Source organism: Glutamicibacter sp. TV12E (genome assembly GCF_052441935.1).
Lineage (GTDB): Bacteria > Actinomycetota > Actinomycetes > Actinomycetales > Micrococcaceae > Glutamicibacter.
Window position 1 is genome coordinate 1,529,360 of record NZ_JBQVVF010000001.1, and the last position, 20,617, is coordinate 1,549,976.

At 53.7% G+C, this 20,617-nt stretch carries 21 protein-coding genes; 14 read left to right on the forward strand and 7 right to left on the reverse strand.

Translation table 11 applies throughout. The features are described 5' to 3' along the window. Positions 1-4 precede the first annotated feature (4 nt). Both ACT7DV_RS07135 and ACT7DV_RS07140 read right to left on the reverse strand, forming a co-directional pair. Complete coding sequence (locus tag ACT7DV_RS07135; RefSeq protein ID WP_444661540.1) at positions 5-985, reverse strand: ABC transporter permease; 981 nt, start codon at positions 983-985, stop codon at positions 5-7. Between the two features lie 93 nt (positions 986-1,078). Continuing rightward, positions 1,079-2,065, reverse strand: coding sequence for a siderophore ABC transporter substrate-binding protein (locus tag ACT7DV_RS07140; RefSeq protein WP_444661541.1), 987 nt, complete (start codon positions 2,063-2,065; stop codon positions 1,079-1,081). 296 nt (positions 2,066-2,361) lie between these two features. On the opposite strand from ACT7DV_RS07140, the gene ACT7DV_RS07145 reads away from it, so the two are divergent. Further along, positions 2,362-2,952: a GNAT family N-acetyltransferase gene (locus ACT7DV_RS07145; protein WP_444661542.1), complete on the forward strand. Its 591-nt coding sequence runs from the start codon at positions 2,362-2,364 to the stop codon at positions 2,950-2,952. Here the strand turns inward: ACT7DV_RS07145 and ACT7DV_RS07150 are convergent. After that, a complete protein-coding gene (locus tag ACT7DV_RS07150; RefSeq protein ID WP_444661543.1) occupies positions 2,949-3,158 on the reverse strand; it encodes a hypothetical protein in 210 nt (69 codons plus the stop codon). The two genes, ACT7DV_RS07145 and ACT7DV_RS07150, sit on opposite strands and share 4 nt — an antisense overlap. A gap of 186 nt (positions 3,159-3,344) precedes the next feature. Here ACT7DV_RS07150 and ACT7DV_RS07155 point away from each other — a divergent pair, with 186 nt between their 5' ends. The 3 genes from ACT7DV_RS07155 to puuE all read left to right on the forward strand — a co-directional run bounded on the left by ACT7DV_RS07155 (position 3,345) and on the right by puuE (position 6,232). Further along, the gene (locus ACT7DV_RS07155) at positions 3,345-4,031 is read left to right on the forward strand and encodes an SDR family oxidoreductase (protein WP_444661544.1); all 687 of its coding nucleotides are present in this window, start codon (positions 3,345-3,347) and stop codon (positions 4,029-4,031) included. 181 nt (positions 4,032-4,212) lie between these two features. Then, entirely contained in the window at positions 4,213-4,926 is a 714-nt protein-coding gene (locus ACT7DV_RS07160) for a YoaK family protein (protein ID WP_444661545.1), read from the forward strand. A gap of 367 nt (positions 4,927-5,293) precedes the next feature. After that, a complete protein-coding gene (puuE, locus tag ACT7DV_RS07165; RefSeq protein WP_444661546.1) occupies positions 5,294-6,232 on the forward strand; it encodes an allantoinase PuuE in 939 nt (312 codons plus the stop codon). A 300-nt stretch (positions 6,233-6,532) separates the two neighbouring features. Here the strand turns inward: puuE and ACT7DV_RS07170 are convergent, their stop codons facing one another. Further along, positions 6,533-6,874 carry a hypothetical protein gene (locus ACT7DV_RS07170; RefSeq protein WP_444661547.1) on the reverse strand — a complete coding sequence of 114 codons (342 nt, stop codon included), beginning with the start codon at positions 6,872-6,874 and terminating at the stop codon, positions 6,533-6,535. A gap of 5 nt (positions 6,875-6,879) precedes the next feature. Continuing rightward, positions 6,880-7,296, reverse strand: a complete 417-nt coding sequence (locus ACT7DV_RS07175; RefSeq protein ID WP_444661548.1) for a hypothetical protein — start codon at positions 7,294-7,296, stop codon at positions 6,880-6,882. A 205-nt stretch (positions 7,297-7,501) separates the two neighbouring features. Between ACT7DV_RS07175 and ACT7DV_RS07180 the strand changes: the two genes are divergently transcribed. The 8 genes from ACT7DV_RS07180 to ACT7DV_RS07215 all read left to right on the forward strand — a co-directional run bounded on the left by ACT7DV_RS07180 (position 7,502) and on the right by ACT7DV_RS07215 (position 16,394). Next, positions 7,502-8,722 (forward strand): MFS transporter, encoded by a 1,221-nt coding sequence (locus ACT7DV_RS07180; protein ID WP_444661549.1) that lies wholly within the window; start codon positions 7,502-7,504, stop codon positions 8,720-8,722. Between the two features lie 77 nt (positions 8,723-8,799). After that, complete coding sequence (locus ACT7DV_RS07185; RefSeq protein ID WP_444661550.1) at positions 8,800-9,990, forward strand: sedoheptulose 7-phosphate cyclase; 1,191 nt, start codon at positions 8,800-8,802, stop codon at positions 9,988-9,990. Between the two features lie 9 nt (positions 9,991-9,999). Further along, the gene (locus ACT7DV_RS07190; RefSeq protein WP_444661551.1) at positions 10,000-11,172 is read left to right on the forward strand and encodes a serine hydrolase domain-containing protein; all 1,173 of its coding nucleotides are present in this window, start codon (positions 10,000-10,002) and stop codon (positions 11,170-11,172) included. Beyond that, the gene (locus tag ACT7DV_RS07195; RefSeq protein WP_444661552.1) at positions 11,169-12,815 is read left to right on the forward strand and encodes a BBE domain-containing protein; all 1,647 of its coding nucleotides are present in this window, start codon (positions 11,169-11,171) and stop codon (positions 12,813-12,815) included. Before ACT7DV_RS07190 ends, ACT7DV_RS07195 begins: the two co-directional genes overlap by 4 nt. Next, positions 12,812-13,480 (forward strand): HAD-IA family hydrolase, encoded by a 669-nt coding sequence (locus ACT7DV_RS07200; protein WP_444661553.1) that lies wholly within the window; start codon positions 12,812-12,814, stop codon positions 13,478-13,480. The genes ACT7DV_RS07195 and ACT7DV_RS07200 overlap by 4 nt, the downstream gene beginning before the upstream one ends. A 20-nt stretch (positions 13,481-13,500) precedes the next feature. Then, positions 13,501-14,466, forward strand: coding sequence for an ROK family protein (locus ACT7DV_RS07205; protein ID WP_444664796.1), 966 nt, complete (start codon positions 13,501-13,503; stop codon positions 14,464-14,466). Beyond that, complete coding sequence (locus ACT7DV_RS07210) at positions 14,456-15,571, forward strand: alcohol dehydrogenase catalytic domain-containing protein (RefSeq protein ID WP_444661554.1); 1,116 nt, start codon at positions 14,456-14,458, stop codon at positions 15,569-15,571. Before ACT7DV_RS07205 ends, ACT7DV_RS07210 begins: the two co-directional genes overlap by 11 nt. Positions 15,572-15,614: 43 nt before the next feature. Continuing rightward, positions 15,615-16,394: an SDR family oxidoreductase gene (locus ACT7DV_RS07215; RefSeq protein ID WP_444661555.1), complete on the forward strand. Its 780-nt coding sequence runs from the start codon at positions 15,615-15,617 to the stop codon at positions 16,392-16,394. On the opposite strand, the gene ACT7DV_RS07220 is transcribed toward ACT7DV_RS07215, so the two are convergent. Together ACT7DV_RS07220 and ACT7DV_RS07225 are read right to left on the reverse strand one after the other, a co-directional pair. Further along, a complete protein-coding gene (locus ACT7DV_RS07220; protein ID WP_444661556.1) occupies positions 16,391-16,852 on the reverse strand; it encodes a MerR family transcriptional regulator in 462 nt (153 codons plus the stop codon). The genes ACT7DV_RS07215 and ACT7DV_RS07220 overlap by 4 nt on opposite strands. A gap of 108 nt (positions 16,853-16,960) precedes the next feature. After that, positions 16,961-17,863: an alcohol dehydrogenase catalytic domain-containing protein gene (locus ACT7DV_RS07225; RefSeq protein WP_444661557.1), complete on the reverse strand. Its 903-nt coding sequence runs from the start codon at positions 17,861-17,863 to the stop codon at positions 16,961-16,963. A 636-nt stretch (positions 17,864-18,499) separates the two neighbouring features. Here ACT7DV_RS07225 and ACT7DV_RS07230 point away from each other — a divergent pair. Then, positions 18,500-20,035, forward strand: a complete 1,536-nt coding sequence (locus ACT7DV_RS07230) for a hypothetical protein (protein ID WP_444661558.1) — start codon at positions 18,500-18,502, stop codon at positions 20,033-20,035. Then, positions 20,032-20,448: a hypothetical protein gene (locus tag ACT7DV_RS07235; protein WP_444661559.1), complete on the forward strand. Its 417-nt coding sequence runs from the start codon at positions 20,032-20,034 to the stop codon at positions 20,446-20,448. Before ACT7DV_RS07230 ends, ACT7DV_RS07235 begins: the two co-directional genes overlap by 4 nt. Positions 20,449-20,617: the final 169 nt, after the last annotated feature.

Below are 20,617 nucleotides of genomic sequence, written 5' to 3' on the forward strand. Positions count from 1 at the left end.
GGAATTAGCCAACTTTGCGCTGCCTCAGCAGAAGGAAGATGAAGACGATCGCGCCGAGTACGCCCAGGATCAGGGAGACCGGCACTTCGAAGGGCATGATGATGGTGCGCCCGATCAAATCGCACAGCGTGGTGATCGCGATGCCCAGCAGGCACACCCAGGGCAGATTGCTGCGCAGGTCGTCGCCGCGGATGAGCGAGACGATATTCGGCACGATCAGGCCCAAAAACGGCAGGTTGCCAATCACCACGGTGACCACGCCGGTGGCGACAGCGATCAGCGCGGTGCCCAGCAGCATCACGCGGCGGTAGTCCAGGCCCACGTTGGTGGCGATCTCTTCGCCCAGGCCTGCCACTGTGAAGCGGTCGGCCACGATGTAGATGGCCACGGCGACCAGGGCGACAATCCACAGCACTTCGTATTGGCCGCGGATCACCGAGGTGAAGGACCCGGCCATCCAGATGCCCAGCGACTGGAGCTTGTCGGTGGACAGCGCGAAGAACGTGGAAAAGGCGCCGACAACGGATCCGAGCATGATGCCCACGATCGGGACGGTCAGCGAGGCCTTGAGGGACACGCGCTGCAGGAACAGGAAAAAGACCATGGTGCCGATAAAGGCAAAGACGATGGCTACGCCCATTTTGGCCAGAAGGCCCGCGGTGGGGAAGAGCACCAGCATGGTCAACAAGCCGAGGCCAGCCCACTCTGTGGTGCCGGTGGTGGTGGGTTCCACGAAGCGGTTCTGGGTCAGCAGCTGCATGACCAATCCGCTCATGGCCATGGCTGCCCCGGCGAGGACCAGCGCGATGGTGCGGGGGATGCGGGTGATGGCGAACATCTGAGCGCCATCGTCCTTGCCGAAGATGTCGTAGACGCCGGTGAACAGCGAGAGGGCCAGGAGCAGGAGAACCCCGAGAATTCCTAGTGCGAGTTTGCCGGTGAAGACCTTGGATTTGGTCCGCACGGGCGCAGTGGTGCTTGTCATGTTGCCGCCGTGGAAAAGTGTGGTGGGAAAACAGCTTTAGTGGCGACGCCGGAATCCGGCGTCGCCACTAGAGCTGGTGGAAATGCATGGCTGCTACTTGGCAGCTTCCAGCGCATCGGCGAATTCGTTGAGGAATTCGGTGTAGGTCTGGATGCTCTCGTTGGTGTAGGTGTCCGCCGGCATGACCACGACGTGGCCTTCCTTGGCAGCGGTCACATTCTGCAATGCCTCGGAATTCTCCAGCAGATCCTTGGCGGGCTTGTAATCCTCCCCGTCGGCGCCTACCGCGGCATCGCGGTCCATGACGATGATCCAGTCCGGGTTGGACTTGGCGATGGCCTCAACCGAGACATCGTCGCCTTCATGATCGGTGGAGGACTCGTCCAGCTCCAGTGCCGGGGTCAAGCCCAGGAAGTCGAACATCGGGCCCACGGTACGGCCGGTGGTTGGAGCGGAGTAGCCCAGCTCGCCGCCCGAGGCAATCAATCCCATGACAGTGTCGTCGCTGTTGTAGGCATCCTTGACCCGCTGCTCGGCAGCTTGGAAGTCGTCAACCAGCTTCTTGGCTTCATCCTGCTTTTCAAAGATTTCGCCCAGGGTGGTGACCTGGCGTTCCAGCTCGGAATCGAAGGCTTCGCCATCGCGCGGATCCAGCGAAACGATGGTGGCGTCGGGGGCCAGTTCCTGGAACTTCTCGGCATATTGCGTGTAGCGCTGCCCGTTGATGATCAGGTCCGGATCAACCGTGACCACAGATTCCAGGTTTGGCTCCTTGTGGCTCCCGAGGTCGAGGATTTCCTGGTCCTTGGTGTAGGAGATCGTGTCTGGCATCAGCGAGACCGCACCGGCGGTGAGCTTGATGCCCCAGGCATCGAGCGTCTCGAAGGTGCGGTTGTCGGTGGCGACAACAGACTTGGCCGGCACAGCTACGCTCTTTTCGCCGTCGTTGTCGGTGAAAGTCACTGTCTTGGCGTCGGCAGCGTTTGCGTCAGCGGCCGTGCCGGTGTTGGAACCGCAAGCGGTGAGAGACAGTGCAGCAATGCTCAGAAGGGCAGTGGCACGCAGCTTCATGGAGGCCATGACGTCCTTTTCTTATGGCAACCTTCATTGGTTGCGCGTGTGAATGTTCTGGTAATTAGCTTAGCCTTAGCTGATCAAATTAAGCCAAATCTTATTGGTGTTGACTATGTCACTTTAGGTAGTATTTCCACACCAAAATATTCGCGAATAATACAAATTTTTCGACAGTTCGCCTTTGATCTGGCCGATCATCGCAAAAATTAGCAATCAAAATAGTTCTTTATTTGAGCTTCGGGCGTGCATGAGCGACGCCAGGCTGGCCCACGTTCCTGTCGAAGATTCGGTAGGATGCGCTTATGACTGCTTCCCTGGACCAAGTCACTTGGCCGGCCACTGCTGACAGGGTTTCCCTGCGCCGCTTGGCCGAAGACGATTTGGCAAGGACATGGAAATACCGCAAATTGCCAGAAGTGACCGAATGGATCACCTCGGCTCCCCAAGACTTTGAATCATTTCGCGCGCAATTTCTAGAGTCGGGGAAAATCAATCGCGATATCGCAGTCGAGATCAGGGGACCGGGTGGCGAGTCCCAATTGATTGGAACGATCATGGTCTTCATCAAGGATGCCTGGGGCCAACGCGAAATTCTGGATCGGACCCAAGCGGTGGAAGCGGAACTCGGGTGGAGCTTTGACCCGCAATTCACAGGTCAGGGCTATGCGACTGAAGCGGTACGCCGGGCCATGAAGCTATGCTTTGAAGAATTAGGTCTCCGCAGGATCGTTGCGGGATGTTTCGCGGCCAACGAACCCTCGGCCAAGCTGATGGAACGTGTGGGCATGCGAAGGGAAGCCTTTGAGAAATCCAATAGCCTGCATCGCAGCGGTGAATGGATGGACAGCTATTCCTACGCGATGCTCAGGGATGAATGGGTGGCAGAACCCTAGTGGTCTTGCCGGGCAGTGTGCAGGACTAAATCCAGTAGTTCTTGCACGTCTTGGGAGCGCGAGGTCCAATAGCCGGTATCCAGCCCGAAGCCGAGCATGGCTTCATCGGCACGTTTCTTGAAGTAGTCCCGGTGGTCTTCCAGGGCGTTGGCAAGGTCGGCAAATTGATCGTTGCTCAATTCCAGGGTCAATGTTTTCTGATTCATGAGCGTTTGTCCTGTGTCTGGTGTGGGTCTATGCGCAAAAGATTACGCCCGGGTCGCCTGGAATGAAAAGTGATTCGGAGCGGATTGCCAGCTTGAGCCTATTTATTGGTGATCATGGAATATCCCGCTGGCGATGGCGGTTATGCCGACTGTAGCGATGTGAACAATGATCAGAAGGAGTAGCGCATGTCTGAAGATCGTCGAGTTGTATTCGTAGGCGGCCACGGGAAGATAGCTTTGCTGGCGGCGCCCAAATTGGCCGAGCGAGGTTTCGCTGTCGACTCCGTGATCCGCAACCCGGAACACTCCGGGGAAATCTCGGGGATCGGGGCCACTCCGGTAGTACTCGACATCGAAAGCGCCGATGTCGATCAGCTTGCCGAGGCTTTCCGCGGTGCCCATGCCATTGTCTTTTCCGCAGGTGCCGGAGGCGGAAATCCGCAGCGCACCCGCGCTGTGGACTTCGAGGCCGCCGTGCGTTCCATGAAAGCCGCCGAACGGGCCGGCGTCAGCCGTTATGTGATGGTCTCCTATTCGCGTGCCCTGGTGGATGTCGAAAACCTGAACCCCGAGAATTCCTTCTACACCTACGCGAAGGCAAAGCACGATGCGGACGCTGTGCTGCGAGGCACCGGCTTGGACTACACCATTCTTGGTCCGGGCGCGCTGACCTTGGAGCCAGCCAGCAAGAAGATCTTGATTGCCGACGGCGCCGGCAACATCGATGGAAAGTCGCCCAGCCCGGAGACCGGCAAGGTTTCCCGCGAAAATGTCGCAGAAGTCATTGCGCACGTGGTGGATGCCGGAGCTGCGGTCCGCGCGACGGTGAACTTCTACGACGGCCAGACCCCGATTGCCGAAGCAATCCGCTAAACAATTCAATTGCAATTGATCCCTGCATCCTTGTGGTTGCAGGGATTTTTTGTGCCCGCAGTGAACTCGATGCTCGTAACGAAAGCGATGATGTGAAGCGGGTTCGCAACATGCATAGGGGATCATCAGGCGGTGACCTACGCTAGGCACTGATTCGACCGTAGTGAAAGATGAACCAATTATGCCTAACGTTCCCAACTCCCATGACCCAGCGAGAATGCACCTGGTCTTGATGCTTGTGCTGACCTTTTCGACAGGGATTATCGACGCCGTCGGCTATCTGGGCCTGGACCGGGTCTTCACTGGAAACATGACCGGAAATGTGGTGATTCTCGGCATGGCGCTCATGGGCGCCGATGGGCTTCCTGTGCTGGGTCCTTCCGTGGCGCTCGTGGGTTTCGTATTGGGCGCAGCCATTGCCGGCAGGGTGCTGAAAAAAGAAGATGCGGGATGGAGCCAGCGGACTACTGTATTGATTGCGGTGGTTGGCCTCTTCCTGGTATTGACCGCTCTAGCGCTCTTTGCCGACCTCCACCAGGTATCGGCAGGCGCGGCCCTTTCTGTGACTGGATTCATCGCGGGGGCCATGGGCCTGCAGGCCGCAACCGCACGTCATCTGGCCGTTAAGGATGTGACCACCGTGGTGGTCACTTCAACACTGACCGGCCTCGCCGCGGACTCGCCACTCGGCGGAGGAAGCGGCAAATACTGGGAGCGGCGGTTGCTCGCGGTGGCGCTCATCCTGCTCGGAGCGGCCGCCGGTGCCGCCTTCTTGCAGGTGCATATCGGCGTTGGCGTTCTGTTTACCGGTGTGCTTGCCATCGGTGTTGCCATGGCAGGGGAACGCTCGCGGCAGCAGATGGCCTTAGCGCGTGCGCTGGTCGAGGCGAGCTAGAAACTGCGCAAAAAAGTTTGGTCCCGATGCCGAAGCATCGGGACCAAACTTTTGTCATCACTCGCACCTTCATGAGGTAATTACGACTCTAGTTGCACAGTCTGTGCGCTGACTGGGATGAGCCTGCGCATTCACTTGGCACTGCGGCTAGGGCTCATCAGGCCGGCGGCCGGATCCCCGGCAAGACGGGATCCCGCCTTGGTACAGCCGCTGGCTTGAAGCCCGGAGCAGACCATCGCCCGTACCACCGTATGACTCCGCGGGGCGAAATGTAGACTCCAGGGCGACGAAGGCATATCCTATGATGTAGAGCACTATTCCGACTGGCGGAATTAAAGTTTCATCGTTTGAAAGGAATCTAACGCCCATGAAGGATGTCATCGACCTGGACAGCCCCCGTGACCTCATCGGCTACGGCCGCCATACTCCGGATCCGCAGTGGCCTGGCGGTGCAAAGCTCGCCGTCCAGTTCGTGGTGAACTACGAAGAAGGCGGAGAAAGCAACATCCTCGACGGCGATGACGCCTCGGAATGCCTGCTCTCGGAAATCGTCGGGGCTGCGCCCTGGCAGGGCCAACGAAACCTGAACATCGAGTCCATCTACGAGTACGGTTCACGCGCCGGTTTCTGGCGCCTGCACCGCATGTTCACGCAGTTGCAGCTGCCGGTAACCGTCTACGGTGTCACCACCGCCATGGCCCGCAACCCCGAAGCCGTCGCGGCGATGAATGAAGCCGGCTGGGAAATCGCCAGCCACGGCTATCGCTGGCTGGAATACAAGGACGTTCCCGAGGAAATCGAGCGCACCCACATCCGCGAGGCCGTGCGCCTGCATACCGAAGTCGCCGGCGAACGCCCCTATGGCATTTACCAGGGCAAGCCCTCGGACAACACCCTGCGCCTGGTGCAGGAAGAGGGCGGCTTCCTCTACTCGGCCGATACCTACGCTGACGACCTGCCGTATTGGGTCGCCACCGACGAAGGCAAGCCCTTCTTGATGATCCCCTACACCCTCGAAGCCAACGACATGCGTTTCGCCAGCGCCCAGGGCTTCAACTCCGGCGACCAGTTCTTCTCGTACCTCAAGGACACCTTCGACACCCTGTACCAAGAGGGCCAGGAAGGCGCTCCGAAAATGATGTCCATCGGCCTGCATTGCCGCTTGGTCGGCCGTCCTGGCCGAGCCGCGGCGCTGCGCCGCTTCCTCGAGTACGTGAAGTCGCATGAGGACATCTGGGTCACCCGCCGCGTGGACATCGCGCGCCACTGGCATGAAAAGCATCACCCGGAGAACGCTTCCCGCTAAACCGGGGAGTGCGTCCTGAACTGCTTTTGAAGTAAGTGAATAGATTGTCTGCGGGCACCGTGCCCTCTGGTGGAAACCGGAGGGCACGGTGCCCGCAGGTGCATCTGAAACTTGTGCCTTGGCAGTTGTGGCTATTTTGTTGCGACGCCGTCAATGTCCAAGAATAGAAAGTTGGTGGAGCGGTCACCGTACGTGGATAATTGAGTCATAAGTAATACGGTGTAGAAATGCCCGACCCCTGTGTAGGATCGGGCATTTGAAGAGCAGGAATTTGCATCGCACTTTCCTGCTGCCATACGACTAAGTAACGGGCATCAACGTGAATCCATCAGAATCAGTCGGCCGATCTAAATCATTAGTCCAGTAATCTTCCACGGCAGGAACTATCACGGCATACTCTGTCCAGTAATCAATGTCGGTGCTCTCTTCGACGTACTCGTTCCAGATTTCGTCACCGATTTGCGAAGGAATCTTGACCAGTGACTTGAACTTTCCAGTTCGCTCGCCAGTGCCTGAGTACCTGACTTCGAGCACAGCACCGTCAACCTCTGCAGTAATTGAGCCTAGCTCATCAGCCGTTCCTGAACTTTGCAGAAAATTATTAATGCGTTGCTGCAGCTCTTTGTCTGTGAATTCTTTCATGTTCCCTACGCGACTTCTCGGACCCAGTTAGGGCCAACAGAGACACCTTCACAATAAGTTGTAATGACGCCCCTGTGATACCCATCGTTCAATCGGTTGTTGCTGACGACTTCACGAACCATGATCGTTTTCTCAATCACGCACACAACCCAGCACTTGTATTTAGTGGCCGGGGTTCGGTAGACAATAGTATTTCCAATTACGGTGCGGTACTTGGGAAACTGGGTGGTTTTCTGAATCATTCTGAGCGACACGTTGTGCTTCTGGACATGGCGCCAACCCCAGGTCGGGGTCCCCCACCTGATGACTGTCGTCTTGGCTTTGTTGTCCTTCCACTTGGAATAGATGCCGTAGTTCAAAGCCGCCGGCGAGGCCACCTTGAGTCCAACAGAATCTTCCTGTTTCGCGTGAGCATTCTTCATATCCGTCCGCGCGATCTTGCCCGACGCGGTTTTCGGAACATCACCAAAGACAAACCTAATTTCTTGTAGCCTCGCCTTTGAGGATTTCTCTGAGTATTATCAAGCAGTGTGGTCGTTGTAATACCTGTCACGATATGTAATATTTCTTTACCGTTTCGACATTGAGTTATCACCTCACATGGTGTGAGGAAATAGCCTCAGCATCATGTCAAACATTGTTGCGGCTGATAGGTCGATATCGTCTAGGAATGGTGCACTGCTCTCGTTCGCCTTCATCGCGGGAGCTTTCGCTCTCGGTACGAGCGAAAATGTCATTGCAGGTATCCTTCCCGAGCTAAGCGCATCATTTGATGTTTCAGCCGGAACAGCTGGAATACTTGTGACAGCATATGCCGGGACTGTTGTTGTTGCCGGACCAATTCTGACCCTCTTTGTGAACCATCTGAGCTCGCGTCGGGTACTCATTGGTTCTTTGTGCCTGTATCTGGTGGGTGCACTTGTAGCGGCGGTGAGTCCAAACTATTCGACGATGTTGATCTCCCGCATCTTGGGAGGTCTGGTCCACACCACGATCATGGTTGTTTTCATGACGACGTCGATGCGCTTAGCGCCGAAAGATCGACAAGCATCTGCTGCAGCAAGAATAACTTTAGGCCTCTCAGTGGCTACAGTCCTTGGCGTTCCGATCGGCGTGGCAATCAGCCAAGCGTTTGACTGGAGATGGGCCTTCTTGCTCATTGCAATACTCACAGCATTTAGTCTTGCTGTGATACTGCGAGCGTTTCCCAGAGAAGAGCCACAAACTGAACCTGTAGCACGGGCTAGCAGTCTAGATTCACTACGCCGACCTCAGATTTTGCTGGGAGTCATCACCACGGCCCTGGCTGCAATGGCCGCACTGACATTAGTGGTATACATTGCCCCGTTCCTAACAACAAGTGTCCTGTTCCCCTCTTGGTCAATTACTTGGATCATGCTTGCCTACGGCATCGGATGCATCCTAGGGAACAGCCTCGGCGGCATGATTGCCAACAGAAATCTCGTTTACGCACTCGTCGGTACAGTCACTGCGACATTTATCGCGCTCCTGTTTCTTGGCATATTCCCATCCAACGGTTACCTCACCGTCATGCTGATAGTCCTATTGGGACTAGCATATTTCTCGACTTTCCCAGCGCTTAATACATGGATCGCTCAATCATCTAGCGATGTCTCACCCAATTTGGCTCTCGCTGTTAACAGCTCGGCTTTCAATATCGGCATCGCACTCGCTGGAGTACTTGGCGGCAGTTACATCAATAGTGGCAGTCCAATAAGTGGTTTGCCCATCGTCGCAGCGATCCCCGGGGGGCTGGCAGTGTGCGCCGCATTTGCAGTCTTCATGTTTTTTCGGAAGACGACGAGCATCAAAACCCCGCTTCGCTAAATCTTCCATTACGTCAATCAGCAGAAAATTGAAATGTCTGCCGAAACAACCCTCAAAAGGACAAAATTTTGGAAATCATGACTGAAGGTCTATTTCGGCTCAGCGAAAATAGTTGGAGAGTGTCTGCATCCAATCCTGTGACCTATGAAGTCCACACGCACCGCTCGTTGTTTAATCTTGAAGATCCGTTTCTTGCCGAAACGTTGCTCAACACCGGCGGCCTAGAAGTAGTCGGCCGACGCTCGAATCGCCGACTCGTGGTCATTGATTCGGTTGTTTACGGAATCTACGGCTCAGAAATCCATGACTACTTTGCAACCCACGGTATCTACATTGTTGTGGAGACTATTGATTCAAACGAAACCACTAAGCACGCTGCAACTGTTGAGACAATACTTGAAGCGATGGCTACTTTTGGTATTGATCGCCGACGTGAACCTGTAATTGTCATTGGCGGTGGCGTGCTATGCGACATTGTTGGATTTGCGGCAAGCATATATCGACGCGGTACACCATATGTCAGGATTCCGACTACTCTCATTGGGCTGGTAGATGCCGGCGTTGGAGTCAAAACAGGTGTGAACCACGGGGGAGGGAAAAATCGGATCGGCACCTATGCTCAGCCCAGTGTTGCTTTGCTCGATTCAACATTTCTTCGGACAGTCCCCGAAAGGCATCTCTCCAACGGAATGGCAGAGATACTCAAAGTAGCTCTCGTAAAATCCTCTGAGCTGTTCAAAGTCATTGAGCAGGCTAACCTCATAGGCGTTTCTGAAGTCTTCTCGAACCCCGAACATGCCGACATTGCAGATCATCTCATGAATGAATCAATTCAGCTCATGCTCGAAGAATTGCAACCGAATCTCTGGGAATCCAACCTCGAACGATGCGTCGATTATGGCCATACCTTTGGACCCACACTGGAAATGCATGTGCTTCCTGAACTACTTCATGGCGAGGCCGTTGCCATCGACATGGCGCTCACAACAGGAATTTCCTTCCACCGAGGACTGATGAGTAAGGACCAAGCGCACCGAGTACTCGACGCGATCAAGGGCATCGGTATTGATCCGTGGTCAGAAACCCTTAACGACGAACAACTCATGATGACAGCAGTAGACGACATCACGAAACATCGAGATGGATTGCAGCGAATCCCGCTGACACGGGGATTGGGCGGCCATCTCTTCGTCAACGATATCGGTATTGACGATGTCCGCGCCGGAGCAAGGTTCATTCAGTCTTCTGTTCTTTCGGAAACAAACTAAGGAGAACCCATGGAATCCCATGGTTACGTCGCACCTGGTTATGAGAGCGTACGTGAACAATTCGATGTGAACCTGGCCAGTGTGGAGATTGGTGCAGCCTTCGCCGTTTATCACCATGGCCAACCAGTCGTAGATTTATGGGGCGGAATTGCAGATGCTGCTACCGAACGCCCCTGGAACCGGAACACTAGCACGGTAATCTTCTCCGGCAGCAAAGGTATCCTTTCCTCTGTTCTTTTATGGTTGTGCGACCAGCGAATCTTAGATCTCGATAAACCGGTCTGTCACTACTGGCCAGAATTCTCTTCTCTTGGGAAGTCCCACGTCACAGTGAGCGATTTCGCCACCTACGCTGCCGGAGTACCCGCTATCCGGCAGCAAGTCCTTGGACAAAATGACATCAATGATCCGCGGGCAATGGCGAAGCTGATCGCGCAAGAACCAATTACCAAATCTCCACAACTGATCTATGGCCCATTCACCCTCGGATGGATCCTTGACGAATTGTGCGTTCGTACTACAGGTTTGGAAGCAAGAGAGATTTTTAGGGAGAGGATTGCGAACCCTCTTGGACTAGAGTTCGGGTGGGGTTCCAACGCTGTCCAAGATCTTGCCAGCGTGCATCATGACGATGAGTTCGCTCGCCAGTACGACGTTCTTAATTTTCACGAAAGCGCGCTTGTTCGTGATATTTGGGCAAACCCCATCCCTTTTACTCAAGGTGAGAACCAGTGGAACCGGCCAGAACGCCGAGACTCGTATATCCCTGCAGCAAATGGTGCAGGCACAGCACGCTCCATTGCGAAGCTTTATTCGACGCTCATCGACGATCTCCACGGAAAAAATGGCACCGAGGGAGTCGTTGCTGCCCCGCAGTCAGTAGCCAAGGCCATTGACCTTAAATTTCGTGAGAAAGACGAAGCTTTAGGTTTCCCTTTTGCTTATGGCTATGGCGGATTCCGTCGACGTAGTCAACCTCGTGAAGGCCTCGACGGCGACATGTTTGGTCACGATGGTGGAGGAGGGTCGGCTCATTTTGCGTGGCCGGCGGCCAGAATCGCACTGTCATACACCCCGAACAGACTACTTGATATCGGAAACAACGACCACCGTGCCAGCTCTCTCATCCGAGCACTCAAAGAATCTCTGGCTAGCTTAATGGCGGAGAAAATCAGCTTATGAAACAAATTGGAGGCGGACGAGCCTCGACCGCTGAAAGAGAAGACTACGGAATTTCTCGACGGGGGGTTGTCGCTGGGCTTCTTGGAGCGAGTTTTGCTTCGTCGCTCCCCGCGTCAGGAGCCTCAGCGCAGCAAGCACAACGAAATTTAGTGGCGGCTAGCGTCAACGTTCCCATTATCAAACGTGACCAAGACCCACAATACGATTCCATGGTTGCTGTCTATAACCGCCGAATCCGGGCAACGCCTCAACGAGTATTCGCACCCCGCACGGGGCAAGAAACAGTGGCAGCAGTCCAGCAAATTATCGACTCCCACGAACGTTTGAGCATTATCAGCGGCGGCCATTGCTTCGAAGAATTTTCTCTACCTAAGGATGTTCAATCCGTTATTCACGTTGGCGCGCTCAACCACGTCGGGTTCAACTCTGACCGGCAGAGTTACGGTGTCGGAGCTGGAGCGCGACTATTGAACGTTTATGATTCGCTTTTCCGCGATCACGGCGCCACCCTCCCCGGGGGTGTGTGTTACTCAGTGGGCGCAGGAGGTCACATCACGGGCGGAGGATACGGCTTGCTTTCACGTGCCCACGGGTTGACCGTCGATCATCTCATTGGAGTAGAAGTAGTGACCGTCGATCGCCAAGGAAAAGCCTCCCTCGACTACGTGACAAAAGAATCGGAACGCGACCAAGCTGACTTGTTTTGGGCACACACCGGTGGCGGAGGAGGAAATTTCGGAGTAGTCACGCGATTCGACTTTCACAGTGAAGGAACCACAAAGGGTCTCCCATCACCGCCTGCAACTGTGCACCTGGTTAATTGCAGTTGGCCCTGGGACGGTGTTACTGAAGAACAATTCGATGCCTTTATAGGAGTCTTCGCTGAATGGTGCATCACCCATAAAGTTTCTGACAAGACAACCAACCTCATCTTTCCATGGTTGATCGTTCGTCATCGTGACCATGGTGGGCTTGGAATGGTTATGCAGGTAGCCTCCGAGTCAGCAATTCCTATAGCTAGGCAACTCGTCGAGGACCTAGCCCGTGCTCTGCACCGCGATACGCGAGACGACTACGTGAGTTGGGAACAAATGCCATGGATGAACGCTGTCAGGCTTATCGGTACAGCCAGCGGCGAGAACCATGACCCCAACCGTCGAGGAAAGCAAGGATCAGCGAACCTTATCCGAGGGTTATCACCCGACCAGACCGCACACCTCTACAAGGCAATGACAACCTCCATTCCGGGTTCCGTCTCCGCCGGAATGGATATTGCGGCGCTCGGTGGCGCCATCGCCGAAATTGAAAACGACGCAACCGCCGTATACCAACGCAACAGCACCATGAAGTTCCTGGTCCAAACTTTCTGGAAGTCCGAGACAGACGACACCGCCAATATCGACTGGCTAAGGAATACCTACCACGGTCTCTTTCCCGAGGGCGCACCTACTTACGACAAAAACACTGCCGGCAGCTACATTAACTATCCCAACTCAGATCTCTCTGATACGCGCTGGAATACATCCGGGCTCAGCGCTGGAGAGATCTACTACGGAAAGAACTATCCCCGTTTACAGCGAGCCAAACGTAGATGGGATCCGAACAATATCTTCCACCACACTCAATCAATTCAGGCATCATGACTATTACCCGCTCATGGACAGCTAAAGGTCTATTATTCGACCTTGACGGAACTCTAGTAGATTCCCACCAGGAAATTGCTTCCGCATGGACAACAATTGCTAACAAGCATTCCCTGTCGGTAGACAACGTCCTTGCATTACTTCCAGGAAGGAGGGCAAATGAAATCCTGCGATCGCTCAATATTGCTGATGACGAGATCGAAACCGACCTTCATTGGCTAGAACGCAAACAAAACAATCCAGGCCAGCTCGATTCCATCGCTGGTGCACACCAATTGTTGAAGGTACTTCCACCCGAATCATGGGCTGTCGTGACGGCAGCTCCGAAAAGCGTTGCTCTCGCACGGCTTGATGCCGCAAAATTGCCCCGGCCACAAGTGCTCGTTGCTGCAGAGGACGTAGAACACGGTAAACCCGCACCGGACGGATACCTACTTGCAGCACAGTTGCTTGGCTTCTCCCCGAAAGATTGCGTTGTCTTCGAAGATGCACAAGTCGGAGTCGACGCAGCCTTAGCTGCAGGTTCTCGCGTCATCAGCATCGGCACGCTGGTTGGTAGAAGCGAGCAATCAATTCAGGATTACCGCCAACTTCAAATAGAAAGCATCAACCTCGATGCGATTTCTTGGAACATACCTCGCAAAGACTCGGTGCAGGTCCAATGACACAGCCGCGTGACGTAGCAATGGACATCGGAGGAACTTGGTTTCGAGTACTGGACAACGGAATCCAACAGAAAACTCCGAGTCCCAGTAAACTCAACAAACCAACGACTCCGTCACCCGAGCTATACAGGCGATTAGTGGAAAAAATCCTTGATGCTGCACCATCCGCCGGCACTGTAGCAATCTCGCTAGGGGCAGCAACTGATGATGTCGAGAATAGGATTCTGGGCTCGGGTCCTCTCTGGGGGAACTGGACACCACCCCACGACCTGCTTCAGGCTCTGGAACGAGAACGACCTGATCTCAACTGGTCAGTATTCAATGATGTTTCTTGCTCACTGGCCCACTTCGCTAAAAACTATGGAAATTCGGAGACCAGACACATTGGTTTCCTTACCGTGAGTTCGGGAATCGCACTTCGAATTGCCAATCTAGAATCTGGCACCATCGTTGTTGATTCTTCAGGAACACAAGGGGAAGTAGGGCACCTACGATTACCCTTGCATCGAGATACAAGAACAGTCCAAGGCCTTACCTGTGAGTGCGGCGGTGAAGACCATATAGCTTCCGTCAGCTCAGGGCCCGGAATTAGGAGAAGTGCAGAGGCGCTCAACATGCCTGACTTCACACCCGAAGGATTCGTCGATGCACTTAACCAGCGCAATGACAAAGCGCAAAAGCTGTTGGATACAGTCACCGCGCCGATCGCTGAACTACTCCGAACTGTCTGGACTGTAAAACCGGAAGTGGGACTCATCGGTATCGGCGGAGGTGTCCCCGAGGCACTGAGCGAACATTACGATCAAGCACTAAGACGGCACCTGTCTCAGGACGCTGGCTATGCCTCACTCGATCCCAGAATCTGGGAACAAGGTTTTCGAACTCTCAGCGCTGAGAACCCCGTCAGCAATTTACAGGGCGCACAACTACTCGCGCAAGGCTACCTACTCATCAAGAAATCAAGGACACTCACACATGCCAGATAAGGGCCCATACAAAGCGATAGTGAGACATTCAGGTTCCAGCACCATTGTCGAAAAACAGTATCCAATCATCGAACCAGGAGATCTAGTATTAGCCCCAGAATCCGTCAGTTTGTGTGGCACCGACCACCAGATGCTAAGAGGCATTCGAAATGACCCCTCACCTATCCTCGGGCATGAAGGAGCCTGTCGAATAATTGATGGGGCTAATGAAGTTAATGGATTCACACTTGGGCAGCGTGTAACGCTAAACCCAACCAACCCAAATGATCCATCCTTTCTACTCGGGCATAACATCGACGGGCTATTCCAGCAACGAGTTGTCATTCCACGCCGAGCAGTTGAATCCGGAATGGTGGTGCCAATTGAAGACGAACTTAGCTCAGACATAGCAACCCTCATTGAGCCATTGGCAGTGGTCGATTATGCGCTGGCTTGTCTCCAATTATCCAAAGCTGAACAGCTCGTGATTATTGGCGATGGTCTTATCGGAAACCTTGCTGCATGCCGCGCATCAATGAGCGACCGCTGGTCGCATGTTGTTCTAGTGCATTCCACGGAACAAGGAAAAAAATGGAGCGAAAACACCTGGGATGGTACAAAAGTTCAGAGCTTCTCAACAGATGAATTCAACAACAGCTTGGCCGACGAGCCAATTGGATGTCTTATTGCTACCCACCGGGATCGCACACCTGAATCCATAGACCTGATTGCAAAAGCAGCTGGAGTGCACTTGCTGGCAGTGCATGTCATCGGCGGAGTCGCACCGCAAGATCAATCGAGACACTTCCCAGGCGTGGACCTCACAGGAATCAGGGCAGCAAATACGGGTGGCCCTTGGCCCCCTAATCGCACGATTCACGAATCCGAAAACGCAAAAGTAGCCTTCACCGGCAATCGGGGCGTTACCAGCAACGCCCTAGCCCAAGCTGCAACTGATCTGACAGGAATCATTCCAGACGTAGCGCCACTGATCTCACACAGCCTTGATCTTCAACCAGCAGTTGAACTCATGAACCATATGGTGGCAACGCAGAGCAGGCACATCGACAGTCGCCCCATCATGAGGCTAGTTATTTCCATGAACCCAGAAATGACCTCGAAGTGAAGACAATCCCCACATCCCTCCCCACAGAAAACAGGAGAACCCAATGAAACCGCTCGCACTAGTCACAGGAGCAAGCTCGGGAATTGGGCGTCAAGCAGCACTGTCCTTGGCCCAATCGGGGCACAGAGTCATTGTTGGCTACGGGAAAAACCACAATGCTGCTGAACAAACAGCTGCCGAAATCAGGACGCAGTACGGGGTATGGGCAGAAACTGAACAGATTCAACTTGATGAACCAGAACAAACCAAGAAGTGCATCGATTCGATCCTAGGTCAGCATGGACCCGTTGATGTCTTAGTAAACAACGCTGGAATTAATCGCAGAGAATCTTTCCTCACAGAAAGCATCACATCGTGGAATCGGCTTCTGGACGTCAATCTCACCAGTCCCTTCGTCATCGCACAAAGGACTGCCAAAGCCATGGTCGAAGAAGGAATTCCAGGACGAATTATCAATGTCACCAGTGTCCACCAGCGTATACCGATTACTGGCGGTAGTAGCTACTGCGTGGCAAAAGCTGGACTAGGCATGCTGACTCAGAGCATGGCACTTGAATTGGGGGAGTATGGCATCACGGCGAACGCTGTAGCTCCCGGAGAAACAGCAACCCCCATGAACAGCTCAGATCCGAATTACACCGCCTACACGGTTTCCCGGCCAGTGCTACCAATCCCCCGACCAGGTGATCCCAAAGACGTAGCACAACTGATTACGTTCCTGACTTCCCCCGCGGCAGGATACGTCACCGGGCAAACCTTCGTAATTGATGGAGGGCTTGAATTAATTGCTGCAGATGCAAACGTACGATCAGTATTGAACTAGTTGGATTCGGGACCGCTTAACAAGGACGCGATGTAATCACGGGTGCTCATGAGGTCCCGAATCTCACTATCAATCCGGTTCACTTCATTTTGAAGATCTCCGAGCAGTTCACCACAGAGATCCCTGACATTGATGTGTTGAGCGATGCAATCAAACAAGAACCGAATCTGATTTGTCTGGAACCCTCCCCGAATAAGGAAACGAATCAGATTAGCCCGTGGGATATCAGACGAAATGTACAGCCGATGCCCACGGGTCGTACGTTCTGGGTGGAGCAACCCTTTATCTTCGTAATACCGAAGGAGGCGTTCGCTGATTCCAGTGCGGGATACCATTTCTCCAATCGACAATTCGACCGAATTGGGTACGGCTGTTTCAGGAACCGGGAATGAGGAGCCAGAAACAGGGGGATTACCTTCGTGCAATGGAGGTTGTCGAAGGCTCTGCTGTCGGGTCATACTCCTATAGTAATTCGGCAGGGTGCTTATGTATGGAAATGCGCAGTCCTGTAGAGACCACGGAAATAATTGATCAAGAGGCGTTTAAGGTTCAAGATCGCTGATCAATCAGACACGTAAAAGAATCTTCCCTGGCGAATGTAACGTCATGTTCGCTTTCAGCGCTTGTACAGCGTCATCGAAAGCATATTCGGCAGCTATTCGAACTTTTAGCATTCCCTGGGATGCAAGCTCAACAACACGTTCCAATTCGTCTTCTGGATGTTGAAGTCCAGGAATACCTGCAGCCTGCGAGTATTTAGTACCCCAGACGGTGACCGCTCTTGAACAATGTCCGAGTAACTGATGAGTAGCTTCAGCTGGCTCTTTCCCCCCGATTGCATCAGCAATGGCAGATACTGCCGCAATCGACTTCACAGCATTGACAACTTCAGGACCATACTCGACAGGCACCACCCCAAGCGAGCGGAGGTATTCGTGATTATGGGTAGAAGCTGACCCGATGACAGTCGCACCCCTGCCTATAGCAATCTGGGCCGCCGAAGCGCCCACGCTTCCAGCAGCACCGTGAATCATCAAAGTGTCACCAGAAGTAATTCCCAACTGGTGAATTATTGAGTAACCTGCAACTGCTGATGAAGGTAATCCGGCTGCCTGCTCAACCGTCAGTGACGAAGGAAGCGGCACCACGAAGCGGCCATGAACAATCTGTCGTTCTCGGTAGCCTCCCGCGCGGCTGCCCACTACTACCTTCTGTCCGATATGTAGATGAGAAACCTCGGATCCGACGGCTTCGACAGTACCGACGCTTGCCCAACCGGGCACACCATTCGGAGGCCGAGATTCTTGGGATCTGAAAGCACCCGAGATCATCTTCCAATCAATCGGGTTAACGCCAATAAGTTCGTTGACGACAAGAACCTCCCTCTTCTGGGGAACGCGCAGAGACTCAATCTCAACCTGAAGAACATCGGGCGTGCCGTATTCCCGGTAAACAAATTTCTTGTTCATCTAAAATCCAATTTCTAACCGTTTTTGCAGCTGCTTCATATAGACAATTTGTCTCTAAAAGTCAGCATCTCCATGTGCAGAAGCGAAGTATCGACGTAGTGAAGCAAGAGCCAATGAATCACCCCATTGACCTAGTTCAACCGATACTACGACCTGACATGATGTGAGGATCTAAATTATTGGATAGTGCGGTCACCTGTGTGTCATATCTATGGGGAGATCTCACCAGATGCTCCTGACGAACAGTCCACTGCGCCCTTTCATGGATATCGCCCTGCAGGTGCGACAAAAACCATTGAGCTTAGGCGCGAAAAAGCGATCACACTCTGTACCTATCAAGTGTTGAAGCTGAAATGTCAGCAAGTATTGAAAAAGGGAAACGATGATCATGAAAAGGCGGAACATGTGAAAACGGCAGGAAAAGAAAGCATAATCATGCTTCTCTAAGCCTGGCGAGGTGAAAACGCGATCTCAATAAACAGATGAAGTAGATCGTCTAACAACGCATTGCTGGCGCATGCCTGTAGCTTGATGTGTCTGACCTATCTCACCTGCAGGTGAAAGTACTATTTAGCGCCTCATCAAATAAACCAGTCCGGAAAAGATCATCACTATGCACGAAAGGAAAGTATTCGAATGAACCTAAGAAAAATAAGTGTTGCCGCTGCTGGCGCAGTCCTAGCTCTGGCCTTGGCTGGATGCTCATCATCTGTGACCCTCCAAGGGGAAAAGGTGGGTAACGCGGGTGAATTCTTGGAGGAAGCTGACCAGCTTTTTACTGAGACCGTTGCTAACGCACCGGCCGACTCGCTAAGCAGCAGTGATGACTCCCGATGCTTCTATGAGAAGAACGGGGAGGACATTACTTCCGTTGTGCATTGTGGCCCTGTGAAAATCCTTGGACATGAGGGCAACTATTTTCCTATAAGCTTCGAAACCAAAATCGACTCTGATAGTAAAAAGATTCTCAGCGACCCGCAGGTCAGCGAAGCGGCAGCCAACCCTGCCGGGGAGCTTTTCCGTCCCGACGGCAAAAAGCCAGCAGACATCGGAAGCGTTGCTCAACCAGCAGGCCCTCAAGCAACTCAGAAGAACTTCGCAGTGGTCATGCCATTGGACTCGGTGAGTTCTCCATTGAATTTCGAGGACTTGGAGAAGCGTTCCTTCCTGAAAGCGCCGGCAGCGAATGTGAGCGTAGCCCAAAAAGCGACAAATGAGCTGATTCCTGGCGAAGTGCTCAGCAAACTGCAGGGCAATGACGCTTCGTCCGAGTCGTCCTCGGGAGGTAGCCAGGAGTTTTATCGTCCTGCCGAAGACCAAAGCTTGTCGATGTACAAGATCTCCGTAGGCTCGCCTGACGAGCTCGGGCCGAAACTCGACACCGGGTGGTCCCAGCCGGAAGGAGCCAAAGATGCTGGCCTTTCACTGTCGATCAAATCAGGATCGCAGCGTCTTAACGTTGCTGGTTCATTGACTTCAGTTTCCTTTGGAACAAACGAATCGAAAACCGCCACGATTTCCTGCAGCTCCGTCCCGTGTCAGGCCCTGGATGGAAAAGACTACCTTCTGGTGGTCTCGTCGGAAGACAGCGCAGCTCCGTCGTTGGTGGGCACCACTGACGGGAAGGACCAAACTGTTGCCCTGGGTACCGGGCAAGTTTCTTCGGAGGTTTCCTCCGTGGCTTATGAGCGCGAACGCCTGCGCCAGCAAGTGTCTGCCGCGTGGGGTACCCAAACCGAAGAGATCGTGAGCCAGAAGGCTGCTGGTGAAAACGGCGAGCCCACTGAGCTAACTTTTGGTGGATCGGTTGGATCCGCGTATCTGACTCCGTTTGAGACGACCGCTGGGTGGGCGCCAGAAGGTAAGGCATGGCTCGTTCTGCAGGTCGATGACATGGTGCTCGATGAGGGCTACTACTCTTCGGATGCCTCGGTGGATTGGCCAAAATCCTGGACAGCGAAGGTAGGCAAGCAAAGCATCGCAGCGCAGCCTGAAGCGATTAGTGATCGAGCAGTTTTCGAGGTGCCAGCAAATCTGAAAAAGGCTGACGTTTCCTTCCAGCCTTCCGGTGTCGTGACTTACCGGCATGCTGACGAGAACTATAGCAGCAACAAGAAGCAGAAGGCGTTCACTGTGGAAAAGGCGCTGAAAGTCGAGGTGGAAATCCCATGAGCCTGAAGTTGAAGAAGTCGCTGTCGCTCATCGCGTCCGGTGCGGCCGTACTAGCACTGTCCGGTTGTTCGGATCCACAAGATAATCCGGCGCAAACCGCTCAGGAAGCGATGAGTCGCATCATGGATGGAAAAACGGAGGAAGCCTGCGAGCTCATGGCGTCCTCAGAGGGAGCCTTCGTGGAGGGCACCGAAGACCATGCCGGGTGCATCTTGATCATGACTCGCATGAAGTCCTTGATGGAGCCCTACAAAGAGCAAGACCTGGTCGTGAGCTCATCGTCGATCGATGAAGCCGAAGGCGCAGCCGAAGTCACCGGCGATGATGTCAACGATGAATTCAAGGAATTCTTCGACGACAATCATTTGGACCTGATCCGCATCGATGACAAGTGGTACATCGAACTGCGGTAATACCCAGCACTATGCTTCTGGTCGTGGCCAACTGAAAAATTTTCCAGTTGGCCATGGCCAGAAACATTTAATCATCGCAGGAAAAGGAGCAATCTTTAATAACCTCGGTTCTCCGCTGTTTAGGGCTGCACAGAGCAGTGCCATTCGGTCAGAGCTACTCGCTAAGCTA

Excerpts from the sequence above, each read along its gene's own strand:
- ACT7DV_RS07135 (WP_444661540.1), bottom strand. The coding sequence starts at position 985 with ATGACAAGCACCACTGCGCCCGTGCGGACCAAATCCAAGGTCTTCACC.
- ACT7DV_RS07140 (WP_444661541.1), bottom strand. The coding sequence starts at position 2,065 with ATGGCCTCCATGAAGCTGCGTGCCACTGCCCTTCTGAGCATTGCTGCA.
- ACT7DV_RS07145 (WP_444661542.1), top strand. The coding sequence starts at position 2,362 with ATGACTGCTTCCCTGGACCAAGTCACTTGGCCGGCCACTGCTGACAGG.
- ACT7DV_RS07150 (WP_444661543.1), bottom strand. The coding sequence starts at position 3,158 with ATGAATCAGAAAACATTGACCCTGGAATTGAGCAACGATCAATTTGCC.
- ACT7DV_RS07155 (WP_444661544.1), top strand. The coding sequence starts at position 3,345 with ATGTCTGAAGATCGTCGAGTTGTATTCGTAGGCGGCCACGGGAAGATA.
- ACT7DV_RS07160 (WP_444661545.1), top strand. The coding sequence starts at position 4,213 with ATGCCTAACGTTCCCAACTCCCATGACCCAGCGAGAATGCACCTGGTC.
- puuE (WP_444661546.1), top strand. The coding sequence starts at position 5,294 with ATGAAGGATGTCATCGACCTGGACAGCCCCCGTGACCTCATCGGCTAC.
- ACT7DV_RS07170 (WP_444661547.1), bottom strand. The coding sequence starts at position 6,874 with ATGAAAGAATTCACAGACAAAGAGCTGCAGCAACGCATTAATAATTTT.
- ACT7DV_RS07175 (WP_444661548.1), bottom strand. The coding sequence starts at position 7,296 with ATGAAGAATGCTCACGCGAAACAGGAAGATTCTGTTGGACTCAAGGTG.
- ACT7DV_RS07180 (WP_444661549.1), top strand. The coding sequence starts at position 7,502 with ATGTCAAACATTGTTGCGGCTGATAGGTCGATATCGTCTAGGAATGGT.
- ACT7DV_RS07185 (WP_444661550.1), top strand. The coding sequence starts at position 8,800 with ATGACTGAAGGTCTATTTCGGCTCAGCGAAAATAGTTGGAGAGTGTCT.
- ACT7DV_RS07190 (WP_444661551.1), top strand. The coding sequence starts at position 10,000 with ATGGAATCCCATGGTTACGTCGCACCTGGTTATGAGAGCGTACGTGAA.
- ACT7DV_RS07195 (WP_444661552.1), top strand. The coding sequence starts at position 11,169 with ATGAAACAAATTGGAGGCGGACGAGCCTCGACCGCTGAAAGAGAAGAC.
- ACT7DV_RS07200 (WP_444661553.1), top strand. The coding sequence starts at position 12,812 with ATGACTATTACCCGCTCATGGACAGCTAAAGGTCTATTATTCGACCTT.
- ACT7DV_RS07205 (WP_444664796.1), top strand. The coding sequence starts at position 13,501 with ATGGACATCGGAGGAACTTGGTTTCGAGTACTGGACAACGGAATCCAA.
- ACT7DV_RS07210 (WP_444661554.1), top strand. The coding sequence starts at position 14,456 with ATGCCAGATAAGGGCCCATACAAAGCGATAGTGAGACATTCAGGTTCC.
- ACT7DV_RS07215 (WP_444661555.1), top strand. The coding sequence starts at position 15,615 with ATGAAACCGCTCGCACTAGTCACAGGAGCAAGCTCGGGAATTGGGCGT.
- ACT7DV_RS07220 (WP_444661556.1), bottom strand. The coding sequence starts at position 16,852 with ATGACCCGACAGCAGAGCCTTCGACAACCTCCATTGCACGAAGGTAAT.
- ACT7DV_RS07225 (WP_444661557.1), bottom strand. The coding sequence starts at position 17,863 with ATGAACAAGAAATTTGTTTACCGGGAATACGGCACGCCCGATGTTCTT.
- ACT7DV_RS07230 (WP_444661558.1), top strand. The coding sequence starts at position 18,500 with ATGAACCTAAGAAAAATAAGTGTTGCCGCTGCTGGCGCAGTCCTAGCT.
- ACT7DV_RS07235 (WP_444661559.1), top strand. The coding sequence starts at position 20,032 with ATGAGCCTGAAGTTGAAGAAGTCGCTGTCGCTCATCGCGTCCGGTGCG.